Annotated in this window: 10 protein-coding genes; 3 read left to right on the top strand and 7 right to left on the bottom strand. The window is 70.8% G+C overall.

All coding sequences use genetic code 11. The annotated features are described in order from the left end of the window. Positions 1 to 5: 5 nt before the first annotated feature. From BLV39_RS18120 to BLV39_RS18140, 5 genes are read right to left on the bottom strand one after another with little or no spacing between them, the layout of a single operon-like run. Positions 6 to 821 (bottom strand): glycosyltransferase, encoded by an 816-nt coding sequence (locus BLV39_RS18120; RefSeq protein WP_244895842.1) that lies wholly within the window; start codon positions 819 to 821, stop codon positions 6 to 8. 5 nt (positions 822 to 826) lie between these two features. After that, positions 827 to 1,672, bottom strand: coding sequence for a glycosyltransferase family 2 protein (locus tag BLV39_RS18125; RefSeq protein ID WP_090793617.1), 846 nt, complete (start codon positions 1,670 to 1,672; stop codon positions 827 to 829). A gap of 13 nt (positions 1,673 to 1,685) precedes the next feature. Beyond that, the gene (locus tag BLV39_RS18130; RefSeq protein ID WP_143049803.1) at positions 1,686 to 2,975 is read right to left on the bottom strand and encodes an O-antigen ligase family protein; all 1,290 of its coding nucleotides are present in this window, start codon (positions 2,973 to 2,975) and stop codon (positions 1,686 to 1,688) included. A gap of 50 nt (positions 2,976 to 3,025) precedes the next feature. Further along, positions 3,026 to 3,958, bottom strand: coding sequence for a Wzz/FepE/Etk N-terminal domain-containing protein (locus BLV39_RS18135; RefSeq protein ID WP_090793622.1), 933 nt, complete (start codon positions 3,956 to 3,958; stop codon positions 3,026 to 3,028). Positions 3,959 to 4,003: 45 nt separating this feature from the next. After that, on the bottom strand, positions 4,004 to 5,275 hold the full coding sequence (locus BLV39_RS18140) for a glycosyltransferase family 4 protein (protein ID WP_090793624.1): 1,272 nt from the start codon (positions 5,273 to 5,275) through the stop codon (positions 4,004 to 4,006). A gap of 345 nt (positions 5,276 to 5,620) precedes the next feature. On the opposite strand from BLV39_RS18140, the gene BLV39_RS18145 reads away from it, so the two are divergent. The 3 genes from BLV39_RS18145 (at position 5,621) to BLV39_RS18155 (ending at position 14,236) form a co-directional block, all read left to right on the top strand. Further along, positions 5,621 to 9,304 carry a PQQ-dependent sugar dehydrogenase gene (locus BLV39_RS18145; RefSeq protein ID WP_090793627.1) on the top strand — a complete coding sequence of 1,228 codons (3,684 nt, stop codon included), beginning with the start codon at positions 5,621 to 5,623 and terminating at the stop codon, positions 9,302 to 9,304. Positions 9,305 to 9,441: 137 nt separating this feature from the next. Further along, a complete protein-coding gene (locus BLV39_RS18150) occupies positions 9,442 to 13,128 on the top strand; it encodes a PQQ-dependent sugar dehydrogenase (RefSeq protein WP_239083574.1) in 3,687 nt (1,228 codons plus the stop codon). Positions 13,129 to 13,237: 109 nt separating this feature from the next. Continuing rightward, the gene (locus BLV39_RS18155) at positions 13,238 to 14,236 is read left to right on the top strand and encodes a DUF2855 family protein (protein WP_239083573.1); all 999 of its coding nucleotides are present in this window, start codon (positions 13,238 to 13,240) and stop codon (positions 14,234 to 14,236) included. 24 nt (positions 14,237 to 14,260) lie between these two features. Here the strand turns inward: BLV39_RS18155 and BLV39_RS18160 are convergent, their stop codons facing one another. Together BLV39_RS18160 and BLV39_RS18165 are read right to left on the bottom strand one after the other, a co-directional pair. Beyond that, positions 14,261 to 14,770 carry an FBP domain-containing protein gene (locus BLV39_RS18160; RefSeq protein WP_176984966.1) on the bottom strand — a complete coding sequence of 170 codons (510 nt, stop codon included), beginning with the start codon at positions 14,768 to 14,770 and terminating at the stop codon, positions 14,261 to 14,263. A 43-nt stretch (positions 14,771 to 14,813) separates the two neighbouring features. Then, positions 14,814 to 15,686 carry a class I SAM-dependent methyltransferase gene (locus tag BLV39_RS18165; protein WP_090793638.1) on the bottom strand — a complete coding sequence of 291 codons (873 nt, stop codon included), beginning with the start codon at positions 15,684 to 15,686 and terminating at the stop codon, positions 14,814 to 14,816.

The raw sequence follows: 15,686 nt of genomic DNA on the forward strand, positions 1-15,686 counted from the left end.
CAACGCTAACGGGTCGACTCGTCGCGGGCCCAGGCGGCGCCTTCCGGGGTGCGCCTGGCCCGCCGCTCGGCCAACAGCGTCAGCGCGGCGTAGCAGGCGCCGGCCGGCCACAGCCAGGGTCGCGGGAGCACCACGTCGACGAGCCAGGACGCCTTGCGCGCCGGACGGACGGCGACGGCGGCTCCGGCAGCGCGCAGCGCGGTGTTCGCCCCGCGCACCCGGCCGAGCCGGCGCAGCAGGTCCTCGGTGCGGGTCGGGGTGGCCACCACCGACGGGACCTCCGCGACCTCGCGCTTCTCGCCGTCCGCGAACAGCGCGTCGAGGAAGAGGTCGTCGGCGAACAGGTCGGGGAACTCGTCGAACCGCGCCCGGGCGTCCTTGGACAGCACGATCGCGCCGCGGCCGAACAGCGCGTCCCGGAATGCCGGCAGCCGCCCGTTGACGGCGAAGTAGGCCCGGACCAGCAGCGGCCGGCCCTTCGTGTCCAGCACCCGGCGGGGCGCAGCCGCGATCACCCCGTCGGCACCGGAGACGCGCGCGGCCAACGCCCGCGCCCCGGCGGCCGAGAGCGGGATGTCGGCGTCGAGGTAGATGCGGGGGAAGCTGGTCGCGGCCGCGTCGCCGGCGTTGAGGGCGGCCGGCTTCGAGGCGCGCTCGACCTCGACCACCCGCACGCCGGGCACGGACCGGGCCACGTCGGCGGTGTCGTCGGTGCAGCCGTTGGCCGCCACGACCACGTCGAACTCGCCAGGCTCGGCGCCGTCGAGCAGGTGGCGCAGCGTACGCCCGATGACCGTGGCCTCGTTGTGTGCGGCCACCACGATGCTCACCACGGCGCGCGCCCGGTGATCGCGCGGCGGACCCGCTTGGAGAGGGACCGGCCGCGCTGCCGCCAGCCGGAGTACTCGCGCAGGTCGAGCGAGGCGGCCTGGACGACGTACGCGGACCGCTTCATCTGCTCGGTCCACTCGGCGACCGTGCGCACGCCGGTCTTCTGCGCGGACAGCGGCCGGCGCGCCATGAAGTCCTCGTCGGTGTGGTAGATCGTGCGCGGGCTGCGCGGGTCGTCGAGGTGGTCCTCGGGCAGGAACGGGTAGACCCAACCGTTGACGAAGCCGAGCCGGGCGGCCCGCAGGCACCAGCTCGTGAACGAGTCGCCCTCGGCCAGCGGGCCGGTGCGCTCGACCATCGCCCGCTTGAGCAGGTATCCGCTGCCCTGCACCCAGTGGTTGCGCATCAACCGATGTCCGCCCGCATACGAAGCCAGCTTGCGGTCGACCAGCTCCTGGCGGACGTCGGACTCCGGGAAGCGCCAGGTGCCGATCACCCCGAACTCGGGGACGTCCTCGTGCGCCCGGCGGAGCACGTCGAGCCAGGACTTGTCGGGCAGGCAGTCGTCGTCGACCTTGCTCAGGTAGTCGCCGGTCGACTCCGCCCAGAGCCAGTTGGTCGGCTCGCGCAGGCCGGCATTGGTCGGGCTGTGGTGGAACCGGTGCACTCGGGGGTCGTGCCGGAACTCCTCGACGGCGGCCAGGGTCGCCTCGTCGCTGCCGTTGTGCCAGAGCCAGACCCGCGCGTCGTCGGTGCGACTGTCGAGCAGGTGCGGAAGCGACAGGCGGACATACTCCGGCCGGTCGTACGTGATCATCAGGATGTCGATGCCGCCGGACATCTGCGCGTCTCCTCTAGTTGAGCCGGTGTGCCCGGGTCAGGCGCCACATCGCGCCGGCCAGGCCGAGCAGCAGATGCATCGTGAACAGGTAGGTGGAGAAGTAGAGCGCGTCGAAGGTGAACGCGGTCACGGCCATCACGCCGATCGCGACGGCCAGCACCGCGGCCAGGTCGCGGTCACTCTCGCTCTTGGCGAACCGGCGGACCCGGGCGGACACGAAGACGCCGGTCAGGAACAGCACGCCCAGCCCGACCGTGCCGACGATGCCGGTGGTGACCACGGTGACCAGCCACTGGTTGTCGAGGAGCTGGTAGAGCTCGGGCAGCCAGGTGCCGACCCCGCGACCGAACCAGGGCCGCTCCTTGATGAACGGCGCGACGTAGTCGTAGTCCTCCAGCCGGCCCTGCACGCTCGGGTCGCTGCTGCCCGCGAAGAGCAGCGACCGCAGCGCGCCCAGCAGGCCTGGCTTGCCGACCTGGATGATCGCGGTGAGGAAGGCGCCGGCCACCAGCACGTTGAGCGTGGTGCGCAGGGGCCAGACCAGGATCAGCAGCAGGATCGCCGCGGCCAGGGCCAGCACGCCGGTGCGGGACAGCGAGATCGGGATGACCGCGGCGACGACCATCGCGATTCCGGCGAAGATCTGTCGTTCCCGACGGGTCGCCGCGAACCGGGCATAGTGGATGGCCACCACCAGCGCGACCACCATCAGCACGCTGAACTCGATGTAGTGGCCCGCGGTGCCGGCCACCCGGACCAGGCCGCCGCCGCCCCGGTCGTCGAAGCCGACCAGGTCGCGCTGGAACTGGAGCACCGGCGGCAGCTTGAGGTAGCCGGTGAAGTCCTGGCGGAAGGCGAACTGGGTCAACGCGAACAGCGCCATCACCGCGGAGCCGTAGCAGAGCCAGCGCAGCACGGTGTCGATCCGCTCGCGGGTCAGCACACCGTCGCACGCGGCCAGCAGCAGACCGCCGGCCGCGAATGCCATCAGCACCGTGCGGTCGGCCTGGTTGGCCTCCAGCGGGTCCAACCCACGGGCCTGGCCGGCGATGTACGAAGTGGCCATGGTGACGAAGTAGAACGCCAGCGCCCAGCGCATCGGCTGTTGGCCGCGGGTGACCAGGGACGGGTGGAAGCGGGTGAGCGCCCACCACACGAACAGCAGCAACCCGGCGACCACGCCGGGCCGGCCCAGCGTGGTCAGCGGCGGGAAGATCAGCCGGGCGGGCAGGAAGTACATCGCGAAAATGGTGAAGCTCACCCAGGCGGTCGCGTCCCGGAACTCGATGACGCTGGGTGTCACGCCGTCGTAGACGGTCGCCGTTCTCCGCGCGGATAGATAGGTCTGCACTATTACTGGTCGTCGTTGTCAGGCCTGGGCGTCCGCACAGCGGTGAGCAGGATGGTGTCGTCGGTGTCGGGCGTCCGCACGAAGTCGGCCGAGACCTGCTGGGGCGTGGTGGAGTGGCCGTTGGCGGTGACCGGCGTGCTGTTGATCCGGATCACCTGGGTGGCGTCGACAGGCTCCTCGTCGATGGGATCGGCGACCGGGACCGGTTTGTTGAGCGGCCCGACGGGCTTGGCCAGCGGCGGCTGCGGGCGGCGCTGCTCGACCGAGGCGGAACCGGCGGTCGCGTTGGCCCGCAGGCCGACACGGGCGTTGACCTGCTTGGTGAGCTTGCGCCGGGCGATCGCGTCGTAGGCGACCACGGAGGCGGCCATCAGCAGCAGGCCGACGGCGAGCACGACGATCTGCGCGCGGAGCACGTTGGACCGGGACGGCGTCACGTTCAGGCCGGGGTCGAGCACCTGAGTGCTGATCTCCTCGCCGGCCTTGGGCTTGTATTTCGCCTGCTGCCCGACGACCTCTTCGCTGATCAGCTTGGTGACGGCCTCGACCGTGGCGAGCGCCTTGGCGCTGCTCTCGCTGGAGATCTCGACGGTCATGATCGAACTGCGGGTGACCAGGGTGATCTCGTAGTCGTTGTCGCCCCCCGCGGCGACAACCTTCTGCCGGGACTCACCGGACGACACGGCGATCTGCACCGCCTGCGCCATCTGGGTCTCACCGATGCGCAGCCACGGGTTGCCCGGAGCCGGCGTCGCACCGTTGGCCGGGGTCGCCGCCGACGTGGTCGGGGGAACCAGGATCACGGTCGCCGTCGTGTTGTATTCGGGCTGGATCGCGCTGCCTAGCGCGACGGCCGCGGCCAGCGTCACGATGACGACCGGAACCGCGACGTACCACCGCCGGATGACGAGCTTGAGGAGGTCAAGGAGGTCCATGGAAAGGCCCTTTGATCGAATGCGGCGGAAAGGGGCGTCAGGTCGTCAGGAGACCGACTGGTTGGTATCACGCGGGATCACCGGTAGGTTGCCTCTCCCCACCGGTGAATCTGATTTGTAACCTTTTCGCGTCTGACGCAGCAACCGATCCCACAGTCGGATGTACGACTTGGCCTGGTGATCCCAGGCAAGCTGGTCGACGAACCGGGCTCGGGCGATCCGGCTCATCGTCGTGCGCGCCGCGCTGTCGCTCAGCAACAGATCGAGCGCCTTGGCGAGCTCGTCCGGCGCGCCGGACGGCACGTAGAGCGCCGCGCCCTCGGCGGTGCGCCGGGTCTCCAACAGGTCGACGGCGACCACCGGGAGACCGCGGGCGACGTATTCGACTGTCTTGGCCATCGTCGACAGGTCGGCCATCTTGGTCGGCGGGTCCGGCTGGATCGCGAGCGTCGCGGAGTTGAGCAGGGCGTCGACCTCGTCGGCCTCGAGCCAGCCGCGGAACTCGACCACGTCGTCGAGCTTGCGGGCGGTGGCCAGCTCGCGCAGGCCGGGCAGGCACTCGCCGTCGCCGGCGACCACCAGCTTCCAGTCGGCCGCGCCGCGCAGGCCGATGAGCTGTTCGGCGGCGAGCACGGCGGCCTCGACGTGGTCCTGCGGGTTGATGACGCCGAGGTAGACGATGGTCTGGCGGCCGGCCGGGCGGGGTCGTTCGGTGTAGGCCACCTCGGCGATGGCCGGGCCGTTGCGGACCACGACAACCTTGTCGGGGTCGACGCCGCCGCGGCTGATCGCCAGGTCGCGGTAGGACTCGTTGGTCGAGACCACGGCGGTCGCCCGGCGCCAGGACATCCGCTCGAACCACCGCAGGACGGCCAGCACCCGCGGGTTCGGGGTGTCCGTCTTGCACTCGTAGAGCTCGGGGCTCAGGTCGTGGTGGTCGAAGACGAACGGGCGGCCCAGCGCGCGCATCAGCAGCGCCAGGACCCAGAAGACGTCCGGCGGGTTGCACGCCTGCACGGCGTCGACTCGGGTGCGCACCATCAGGCCGAGTAGCCGGGCGGTGACCGCGAGCAGGGCCCAGGCGAACTCGAAGGCGAACGACAGCACCCCGGCCCCGGCGAGCGGCTGGCGGAACGACCGGATGGCGGTCGACCGGCTGCCCGGCAGCGTGGTCAGGCCGGCGGGGCCTCGCGGGCAGATCACCGTGACCTGGTAGCCGGCTTCTTCCAGCGCCAGGCACTCACGGATCACCCGTCGGTCTCGTTCGACCGGCAGGTTCACCACGACGATGACCACATGCCCCCGCGATTCGGTCATCTCCACCTCTGGCTACTGTGGACAGTGCTGTGCACTCCCTTAAGGGAGAGTTAACACAGGCGACGATGCTCTATCCGAACCACGCGTGGCAAGGGTGACCGAAGGTCAACCTGGTGTCGACTTCACTACATGTCGATGGCCGATCGGTCTATTGCTCGTCGGAGAATCGGACCTTACTTGCTGGCGGGTCGGTCGGCCAAATCCCTGATGTGCCACCGGATTCTTCGGGTGCGCCGGATTTGATGCCAAAGGCCCGTCGCGAATCAGACATCGCCTCCCCTTGATCTGGTCGCTAGCCTGTCCGCCACGTATGCGTGCAGGTAAATCTTGGGGGAGGTGGCGCGGATGACGCGCCCACGACGTCCGCTGCGGACGATGTTGGCCGTGGCGCTGGTCGCCGGGGGGCTCAGCGCGCTCGCACACGCGCAGCCCGCGGCTGCGACCACGCTGCCGACCGGGTTCCAGGAACAAATCGTGTTCAGTGGGCTCAACCAGCCCACCAACATCGAATTCGCGCCGGACGGCCGCGTCTTCGTCGCCGAGAAGGGCGGCCGGGTCAAGGTCTACGACAACCTCGCCGACCCGACCCCGACGGTGTTCGCCGACCTGTCGACCAACGTGTTCAACGTCTGGGACCGCGGCCTGCTCGGTCTCGCGCTGCCGCCGGACTTTCCGGCGAACCCCTACGTATACGTGCTTTACACCTATGACGCGCCACCCGGTCAGACCGCGCCGTACTGGAACGACAACTGTGGCGACGCCAACAACGGCCAGTGCGTGGTGCAGGGCCGACTGTCCCGGTTGCAGGCCGCCGGCAACGTGATGACCGGCAGCGAGCAGGTGCTCATCACCGATTGGTGCCAGCAGTTCCCCAGCCACTCGATCGGCGACCTCAAGTTCGGCGCCGACGGCATGCTCTATGTCACCGGCGGCGACGGCGCAAGCTTCAGCGCCACCGACTACGGCCAGCTCGGCACTCCGCGCAACCCGTGCGCCGACCCGCCGTCCGCGGTCGGCGGCGTGATGAACCCGCCCACCGCCGAGGGTGGCGCGCTGCGCTCGCAGGACGTGCGCTCGACCGGCGACCCGACCAGCCTCGACGGCGCGGTACTGCGGCTCAACCCGGCCACCGGCGCGGCCGCGGCCGGCAACCCACTGTCCGGCTCGGCCGACGCCAACGCCCGCCGGATCGTCGCGCACGGCCTGCGCAACCCGTTCCGGATGACGATCCGTCCCGGCACCAACGAGGTGTGGGCCGGCGACGTCGGCTGGAACGTGTGGGAAGAGGTCAACCGGGTGACCAACCCGACCGCGGGCGTCACCAACTTCGGCTGGCCCTGCTATGAGGGCATGGGCGTGATGGGCTCCTACGACGGCGCCAACCTCAACCTGTGCGAGTCGCTCTACACCGCGGGCGGGCACGCCCAGCCGTACTACACGTACAACCACACCGGCGCGGTCGTCCCGGGCGAGAACTGCGGCAACGGCGGCGACGCGATCAGCGGTCTGGCGTTCTACCCGACCAGCGGCGGCAACTATCCGGCGGCGTACGCGGGCGGGCTTTTCTTCGCCGACTACTCCCGCAACTGCATCTGGGCGATGAAGCCGACCAGCCCGGGCGGGCTGCCGTCCACGGCCGCGATCGAAGCCTTCGGGCAGGCCGCGGCCGGCCCGGTGGACCTGGCGATGGGGCCGGGCAACGAGCTCTACTACGTCGACCTGGGCGGCACCGTCCGGCGGATCCGCTATTTCCCCGGCAACCAGCCGCCGGTGGCCGCGTTCAGCGCCACCCCGGTGGCGGGCCAGCCGCTGCGGCTCGACTTCGACGCCGCCGCCTCGACCGACGCGGACCCGGCCGACCAGGGCCGGCTGACCTACGCCTGGGACTTCACCAACGACGGCTCGACCGACGCGACCGGGGTGACCACCAGCTTCACCTACCCGGCCTCGGGCAGCTACACGGCGAAGCTCACGGTGACCGACACCCTCGGCGCCGGTGACACGCACCTCGTGACCATCCAACCCGGCCGCACCGCGCCGGTGGCCACGATCGACACCCCGGCCGCGTCGACGACCTGGAAGGTGGGCGACCAGATCGGCTTCACCGGTCACGGCAGCGATGCCGAGCAGGGCACCCTGCCGGCGTCCGCGCTGTCGTGGCGGCTGCGGATGCACCACTGCGAGAGCGTCGGCAACTGCCACGTGCACGAGGTGCAGCAGTGGGCCGGCGCCGCGGGCGGCACGTTCGTCGCGCCCGACCACGAGTATCCGTCCTACTTGGAGCTCGAGCTGACGGCGACCGACGCCGACGGGCTGAGCAACACGGTGTCCCGCCAGCTCGACCCGAAGACGGTCGACCTGACCTTCCGCAGCAACCCCGCGGGCCTGTCGCTCAACGTCGGCGCGTTCACGGGCCCGACCCCGTTCACCCGCACCGTCATCCAGGGCTCGACCAACACGGTCAGCGCGCCTTCGCCGCAGAGCGCGGGCGGGTCGGTCAACACGTTCGCGAACTGGTCCGACGGTGGTGCCAACAGCCACGTGATCACCGCGCCGACCGCGGCCGCGACCTACACCGCCACGTTCACCAGCGTGGCCGGCTGTGCCGACAGCTTCGGCTACGTCTGCACCACGCAGACCGGCCAGCCGTTCGCCGCGGCCGACGGCGCGGTGCTGCCGCTGACCGGTGACGACGCGGTCACGCCGGTCTCGCTGCCGTTCCCGTTCCGGTTGTACGGCCAGGAGTACGGCAGTGCCTGGGTGTCCACCAACGGCTTCGTCTCGTTCGCCGACCCGGGTCAGGCGGGGCTGGTCGCGGTCAACAGCGCCCTGCCGAACAGCAGCGCGCCCAACGCCGCGGTCTACCCGTTCTGGGACGACCTGGTGCAGCGCGCCGACTCGACGGTGCGCACCGGGGTGAGCGGCACGGCGCCCAACCGGAAGTTCACCGTGGAATGGCGCAACAGCGGCTACTACGGCTCCAACTCCGGGCGTGTCCGGTTCTCCGCCGTGTTCGGTGAGGACGGCAGCATCACGTACCACTACGCCGACCTGTCCACCGCAGACCGCGAAGAGGGCAACTCCGCCACGGTCGGCATCGAGGACGGTTCGGGCACGGTCGGGCTCGCGTACTCCGTGGACCAGCCGGTCCTGCGCGACGGCACCACGGTGACGTTCTCGCCGCCCGGTGGCACGCCGCCGCCGACCACCGGCACCATCTCCGGCGTGGTCAGCGCCAACGGGAGCCCGTTGGCCGGTGCCACGCTGACGCTGTCACCGTCCGGACGCACGGCGACCAGCGCGGGCAACGGTTCCTACCAGTTCACCGCGGTGCCGGCGGGCGCCTACACGGTTTCCGGCACGGCGCCGGGCGGCTTCACCGGCTCCTCCCCGGTGACCGTGACGGCGGGCGGCGCGCACACCGTCAACCTGACGCTGACCGGGCCGCCGCCGAGCTCCGGCGACTACACCAAGACGACGCAGGCGCGACCGTACGTGTCCACGGCGGACGGCACGGTGCTGCCGGTGACCGGTGACGACGCGGTCGGCCAGGTCACGCTGCCGTTCGGCTTCGAGTTCTACGGCCAGCAGCAGACCACCGCCTGGGTGTCGACGAACGGCGTGCTGTCGTTCGTGAACCCGGGCGGCGCGACGCCGGAGAACACCGCGCTCCCGACGGCCGCACTGCCGAACGCGGCCCTATACCCGTACTGGGACGACCTCGTGCAGCGCTCCGGCAGTGTGATCCGCACGAAGGTGGTCGGCTCCGCGCCCAACCGGCAGTTCGTCGTCGACTGGTTCAACACCGGTATGTACGGCTCGTCGTCGGCGCGGATCTCGGCGCAGGTGGTGCTCTCCGAATCCGGTGAGATCGCCTTCAACTACGCCGACCTGGCGTCGTCCGCGCGAGAGCGCGGCGACTCCGCGACGGTCGGCATCGAGGACGCGACCGGCGCCAACGCCGTGCAACACTCCCTCAACCAGGGCGTGCTGAACAACGGTGAGGCGATCGTGTTCACGCCCAACTGAATGCCTCATGGCCCTGACCGGACGGGCAAATAGGCCCGTCCGGTTAACGGGACCGGTCAGGAAGCTGACGATCGGATGTCACGCGACGCGTGAACATGTGATGTCGTCGTCATCCGCATCGCGGGATGGAGCAGAGCGTGTCGTTGAGCGTGCGCCGGTTTTTGGCCGGCCTGCTGACGTTGGTCTTGGGCGCGCCCCTGACCGTGGGCGCGCTGGCCGCGCCGGCCGCGGCCGGCCCGCCACCGGCCGGCTTCACCGAGCAGGTGGTGATGACCGGCCTGAGCAGCCCCACGAAGCTGGTCTTCGCGCCCGACGGGCGGATCCTGATCGCGCAGAAGAACGGCGTCATCAAGATCTACGACAGCCTCTCCGACACGACGCCGACGGTCTTCGCCGACCTGAGCAGCGAGGTCTTCACCTACGGCGACCTGGGCCTGCTCAGCATGGCCGTGCCGCCGGACTTCCCCGACTCGCCCTACGTCTACGTCAGTTACACCTACGACGGCCCGATCGGCGGCAGCGCGCCGACCTACAACGACCAGTGCGCGGTGCTGGGTGACTGCGTCGTCAGCAACCGGGTCTCCCGGCTGCGGATCGCCGGCAATGTCATGACCGGCAGCGAGCAGGTCCTGCTCCACGACTGGTGCCACGTCTACGAGACGCACGCCGTCGGCAACGTCGGTTTCGGTCCCGACGGCGCGCTCTACGTCAGCGGCGGCGACGGCGCGTCTCCGTCCTTTCCCGACTACGGCCAGCGCGGCGCGGTCACCAACCCCTGCGGTGACCCGGGCGCCCCGGTCGGCGGCACGATGACCCCGCCGACCGCCGAGGGCGGCGCGCTGCGCTCGCAGGACGTGCGCACGCCGGGCGACCCGACCGGCCTGTCCGGCACCTTCATCCGGGTCGACCCGGCGACCGGCGCCGCGCTGCCCGACAACCCGATGGCCGGCAGCTCGGACCCCAACACCCGCCGGATCCTGGCGTACGGCCTGCGCAACCCGTACCGCTGGGTGTTCCGGCCCGGCACTTCCGAGGTCTGGTTCGGCGACGTCGGCTGGCGGCTCTGGGAGGAGATCGACCGGCTGCCCGACCCGCTCAACGGCCCGGTCGAGAACTTCGGCTGGCCCTGCTACGAGGGTGACGGCCGGATGAACGGCTACGACTCGCCCAACCTCTCGCTCTGCGAGAGCCTCTACGCGCAGGGCGCGAACGCCGTCGTGCAGCCGCAGTACACCTACAACCACGCGGCCGCGGTGGTGTCCGGCGACGGCTGCCCGACCGGCGGCTCGTCGCCCAGCGCGCTGGCGTTCTACCCGACCAGCGGCGGCAACTACCCGGCCACGTACCAGGGCGCGCTGTTCTGGGGTGACTACGCACGGCAGTGCATCTGGGCCATGCTGCCGGGCGCCGGCGGCGTGCCCGACCGCGACCACATCGTGCCGTTCACCTCGACCGCGGCGACGCCGGTCGACCTGCAGATCGGCCCGGACAAGCGGCTCTACTACGTCGACCACAGCGGCGGGACGATCCGGCGGTTCAACTACAACACCGGCAACCAGCCCCCGACCGCCGCCGTGACCGCGACGCCGGCCGCCGGCAACGCCCCGCTCACGGTCAGCTTCGACGCGTCCGGCTCGACCGACCCCGACGCCGGCGAGGTCCTCTCCTACCAGTGGGACTTCACCGACAACGGCTCGTGGGACGCGGCGGGGGCGACCGCCTCCTACACGTACGGGAGCACCGGCACCTACACCGCCCGGCTGCGGGTCAGCGACCTCGCCGGCCTGTCGGCGGAGAAGACCGTGCAGATCCTGGTCGGCACCGGCGCGCCGACGGCCGTGATCGACACGCCGGCCAGCAACCCGAACTTCAAGGTCGGCGACGCGGTCTCGTTCAGCGGGCACGCCACCGACCCGCAGCAGGGCACCCTGCCGGCCTCGGCGCTGCACTGGCAGTTGCTGATGCAGCACTGCTACGCGGCCGACAACTGCCACACGCACAACGTGCAGGAATGGGACGGCGTCTCGTCCGGGACGTTCAACGCGCCCGACCACGAGTATCCGTCCTATCTGGAGCTCAAGCTGACCGCCACCGACAACGGCGGGCTCACCCACACGGTCACCCGCCGGCTCGACCCGCGCAGCGTCGACCTGACCTTCACCAGCAACCCACCCGGGCTCCAGCTCAGCGTCAACGGCGTGCTCGTGACGACGCCCGCGACGGAGACGGTGCTGGCCGGCTCGACGAACTCGGTGAGCGCGCCGACACCGCAGTCCGGCTACGCGTTCCAGAGCTGGTCCGACGGCGGCGCGGCGACGCACGTGATCACCGCGCCGAGCACGGCGACCACGTACGGCGCGACCTTCACGTCGACACACGAGGGCGGCGACGGCTACGAGATGAGCGACGCGACCGGGCAGCCGTTCGTGGCCGCCGACGCGACGACGCTGCCGATGGCCGGTGACGACGTCAAGCAGCAGGTGTCGCTGCCGTTCGCGTTCCCGTTCTACGGCGTACCGCAGAACAACGTGTGGGTGACCAGCAACGGATTCCTGTCGTTCGCCGACCCGGGCCAGGCGGGGCTGATCGCGGTCAACAGCGCCCTGCCCAACGGCAGCGCCCCCAACGCCGCCATCTACCCGTTCTGGGACGACCTGGTGCTGCGGGCGGACTCGTCGATGCGCACCGAGACCCTCGGCTCCGCACCGGACCGGCGCTTCGTGGTGGAGTGGCACAACGTCGGGCACTACGGCTCCAACTCGGCGCGGCTGTCGGTCAGCGCGGTGCTGCACGAGTCGGGCCGGATCGACTTCAACTACGACGACCTCAGCAGCGCCCGCGAGGACGGCAACTCGGCGACGGTGGGCATCGAGGACCCGGCCGGCTCGACAGCGCTGACCTACTCGTTCAACCAGGCGAACCTCGACAACGGCAAGCGGGTCTCGTTCACGCCAGCGGGTTCCGGGTCCGACGACCCGCCGCCGGCACCGACCACGGGCACGGTCAGCGGCGTGGTGACCAACGCGGGCACGGGCAACCCGATCGTCGGCGCGGCGGTGACCCTCACACCGGGCAGCGGCTCGACCACCACCACGAGCGGCGGCGCCTATCAGTTCGGCGCGGTGGCTCCGGGCACCTACACGGTGACCGCGACCTCGGCGGGCCAGTCGGCCTCGAAGTCGGTGACGGTGAGCGCCGGTGGCACGGCCACGGCCAACCTGGCGCTGGGCAGCACGGCGCCGCCACCTAGCGGCGGCTACACCAAGACGACCCAGACGCGGACGTACGTGCCGGCGACCGGCGGCACCGACGTCGCGCTCACGGGCGACGACGCGACGGCCCAGATCGACCTGCCGTTCCCGGTGCCGTTCTACGGCCAGGCGAAGTCGCAGGCCTGGATCTCGACCAACGGTTTCGTCTCGTTCGCCGAGCCCGACTGGGCCCAGCCGGAGAACGTGGCGATCCCGGCGACGGCTCTGCCGAACGCGGCGGTCTACCCGTACTGGGACGACCTGGTGATGCGCGCCGACAGCACGATCCGCACGAAGGTCAGCGGCTCGGCGCCCAACCGCGAACTGACCGTCGAGTGGAACAACATCGGCCAGTACGGCTCGGCGTCGGCCCGCGTCTCGATCGAGGCCATCTTCGGGGAGAACGGCACCATCGTCTTCAACTACACGAGCCTGGCCGCGTCGAAGACCCGCGAACGCGGCGACAGCGCCACGGTGGGCGTGGAGAACCCGACCGGCACGGCCGCCATCCAGCACTCGCTCAACCAGGCGGTCCTCGCGGACAACCAGGCCATCGTCTTCACCCCGAACTGAGGGCTTGTCCGGAGCGGCCCAGGGTCTCTACGGTCGCTGGATGGCTCCCTCGTGGACGTTCGCTGTTGATCGTGAGGATTTGACCCGCACTACCGTCGTCGATGGGCCCGTGCCTGAGCTCGGCGACGGTGCGGCGTTGTTGCGGGTCGACCGGGTCGGGATGACCGCCAACAACGTGACCTATGCCGTGCTCGGTGAGTCGTTCGGCTACTGGCGGTTCTTCCCGCCCGAGCATCGCGGTGTCGAGCCCGGCTTGGGCCTGGTGCCGCTGTGGGGGTTCGCCGACGTGGTCGCCTCGACGGTCGACGGGGTCACCGTCGGCCAGCGCGTCTACGGCTACCTCCCGCCGGCGACCCACCTCGTCGTGCGGCCCGACCGGGTCGACGCGAGCGGCTTCCGGGACGCCAGCGCGCACCGGGCCGGGCTGCCCTCGCCCTACAACGCCTACCGGTTGACCACCGGTGACGGTGCGTACCAGGCCGACGAAGAGGATCTGCTGGTGCTCTTCCGGCCGCTGTTCTACACCTCGTTCATGCTGGCCGACTACCTGGCCGACAACGACTTCTTCGGCGCGACCACGCTCGTGCTCTCGTCGGCGTCCAGCAAGACCGCGTACGCCGCCGCGTTCGAGCTTCACGGTCGTGGGCCGCGGGTCGTCGGGCTCACCTCGCCGGGCAACGTCGCCTACACCGAGTCCCTCGGCTGTTACGACGACGTGCTCACCTACGCCCAGGTCGAGACGCTGACGCCGGTCCCGACCGCCTACCTTGACCTCGCGGGTGCGCCGGCCACCCGGGACGCGCTGCGCGAGCACCTCGGCGACCACCTGGTCCGCGACGTCGCAGTCGGGCTGACCTACCAGATTCCCAACGCGGGGTCCGCCGGCGAGTTCTTCTTCGCACCGACGCAGATGCGCAAGCGCGGCGAGGACTGGGGTCGCGACGAGCTCGAGCGCCGGTTCGGCGTGGCCTGGCGCCGGTTCGTCGACGCGCTCGGCGGCCGGGTCGAGGTGCGGGTCGGGGACGGCCCCGACGCGCTGCGCACCGCCTGGCTCGACGCGCTCGCGGGCCGCATCCCGGCCCAGGTCGGCCAAGTCCTGCGGCTGTGAGTCGCGCGGTGCCTCCGCGCCAAATCACCCAGCCTTGACCCGTTCGGTGAAGGCGGCCAGGTTGGTCAGCGCCCGCGCGATCCGTTCGTCGAGGGTCAGCGTCTCCTCGTAGCGAGTCATCAGGAGCTTCGGCTGGCGCTTGCCGCGCAGATAGAGCGAGCAGGCCAGGTCGGAGCACAGGTATTCGCCGACGGTGTTGCCGTTGCGCCCGGCGGGCCCGGCCAGCGGCGCGACGAACAACGCCACACCGGAGGCGCCATGGCCGGTCAAGCACACCTTGCACATGCTCGACCGGGAGAACGCCGACCTGCGGGGCTCCGGCCGGCGAAGCATGACGCCGGTCGGCCCGGTCTCGCCGGGCACCACCAGCAACGCCCGCAACGGCGCCGACGGGTCGGTCCAGCCGAGAAAGTCGAGGTCGGCCCAGGGCACGGCACCGTCCGCGAAGCCGGCCGGCAGCCGGATCCGGCCCGCCTCGCCCTTGCTGCAATTGACGAACGAGCCCCGGATGGCTTCCTCTGTCAGCGGTTCCACGTCAGCGAAACTAGCGTTGGCCCGCCACCCGGTCACCCGGTTTTCAGCCCCGGTCGGCGACCTGCACCTGGCTCTGGGCGAGCGAGCGGCGGTGCCAGATCGGCACCGGCAGACTCTCCGCCACATCCAGGACGTTCTGGTCCGTCGTGACGGTGAAATCGTGCCGGGCCAGCAGGTCCGCCATCGCGCTGGGTGTCCAGGTCGACCGCCAAGGCTCGCGGGTGAAGACGCTGGTCTGGCCGGCGGACCGGGAGAGCGCCCGACCCACCAGGGAGCCGAGCTTGAGGAACGGCACGGGAAGCTGGAAGTTGACGACCAGCCGGCTGCCCCGCGCCGAGCAGGCCGCCACCGCCGCGACCGTGGCCTCGACCTCGGCCGGGGTGAGGTAGGGGACGACGCCCTCCCAGATCCAGGTCGTCGGTCGGTCGCCGAGGTGCCCCGCCGCGGCCAGGGTCCGGCTCAGGTCGTCGGTGCGGAAGTCGACCGGAACGTACGTCGGGGGTCGGCCGCTCAGCACGGCGGCGCGGGATCGCTTGTCCTGCTGCGAGGCCGGCTGGTCGACCTCGAACACTTCGACGCCCGCGAGCTCCGGCATCCGCCAGGCGCGGCCGTCCAGCCCCGCACCGAGGATGACCACCTGCTGACCGAGCCGGGCCCGCACGGCGTCGTCGATGGCCACACTCCGCGGCACCATCAGCTCGGTGATCGCCTTGACCGTTTCGAACGCGACGCGGGTGCGCCATTCCTTGGGCGCGCGGCCGTCGCGTACCCAGACCACCGCTTCGCGCTCGTCGGCGCGCAACAACGCCAGCGCGGTCGGGTCGCTGAACCGGTCCGGCGCCACCAGACCGTGCGCGGCGGCGCGACCCTGGCACACCAGCACGGCGGTGCGGCTCGCCCGCGGAGTCTCGGCCAT

The sequence above is a fragment of the Asanoa ishikariensis genome (genome assembly GCF_900107455.1).
In the GTDB taxonomy this organism is placed as follows: Bacteria; Actinomycetota; Actinomycetes; order Mycobacteriales; family Micromonosporaceae; genus Asanoa; species Asanoa ishikariensis.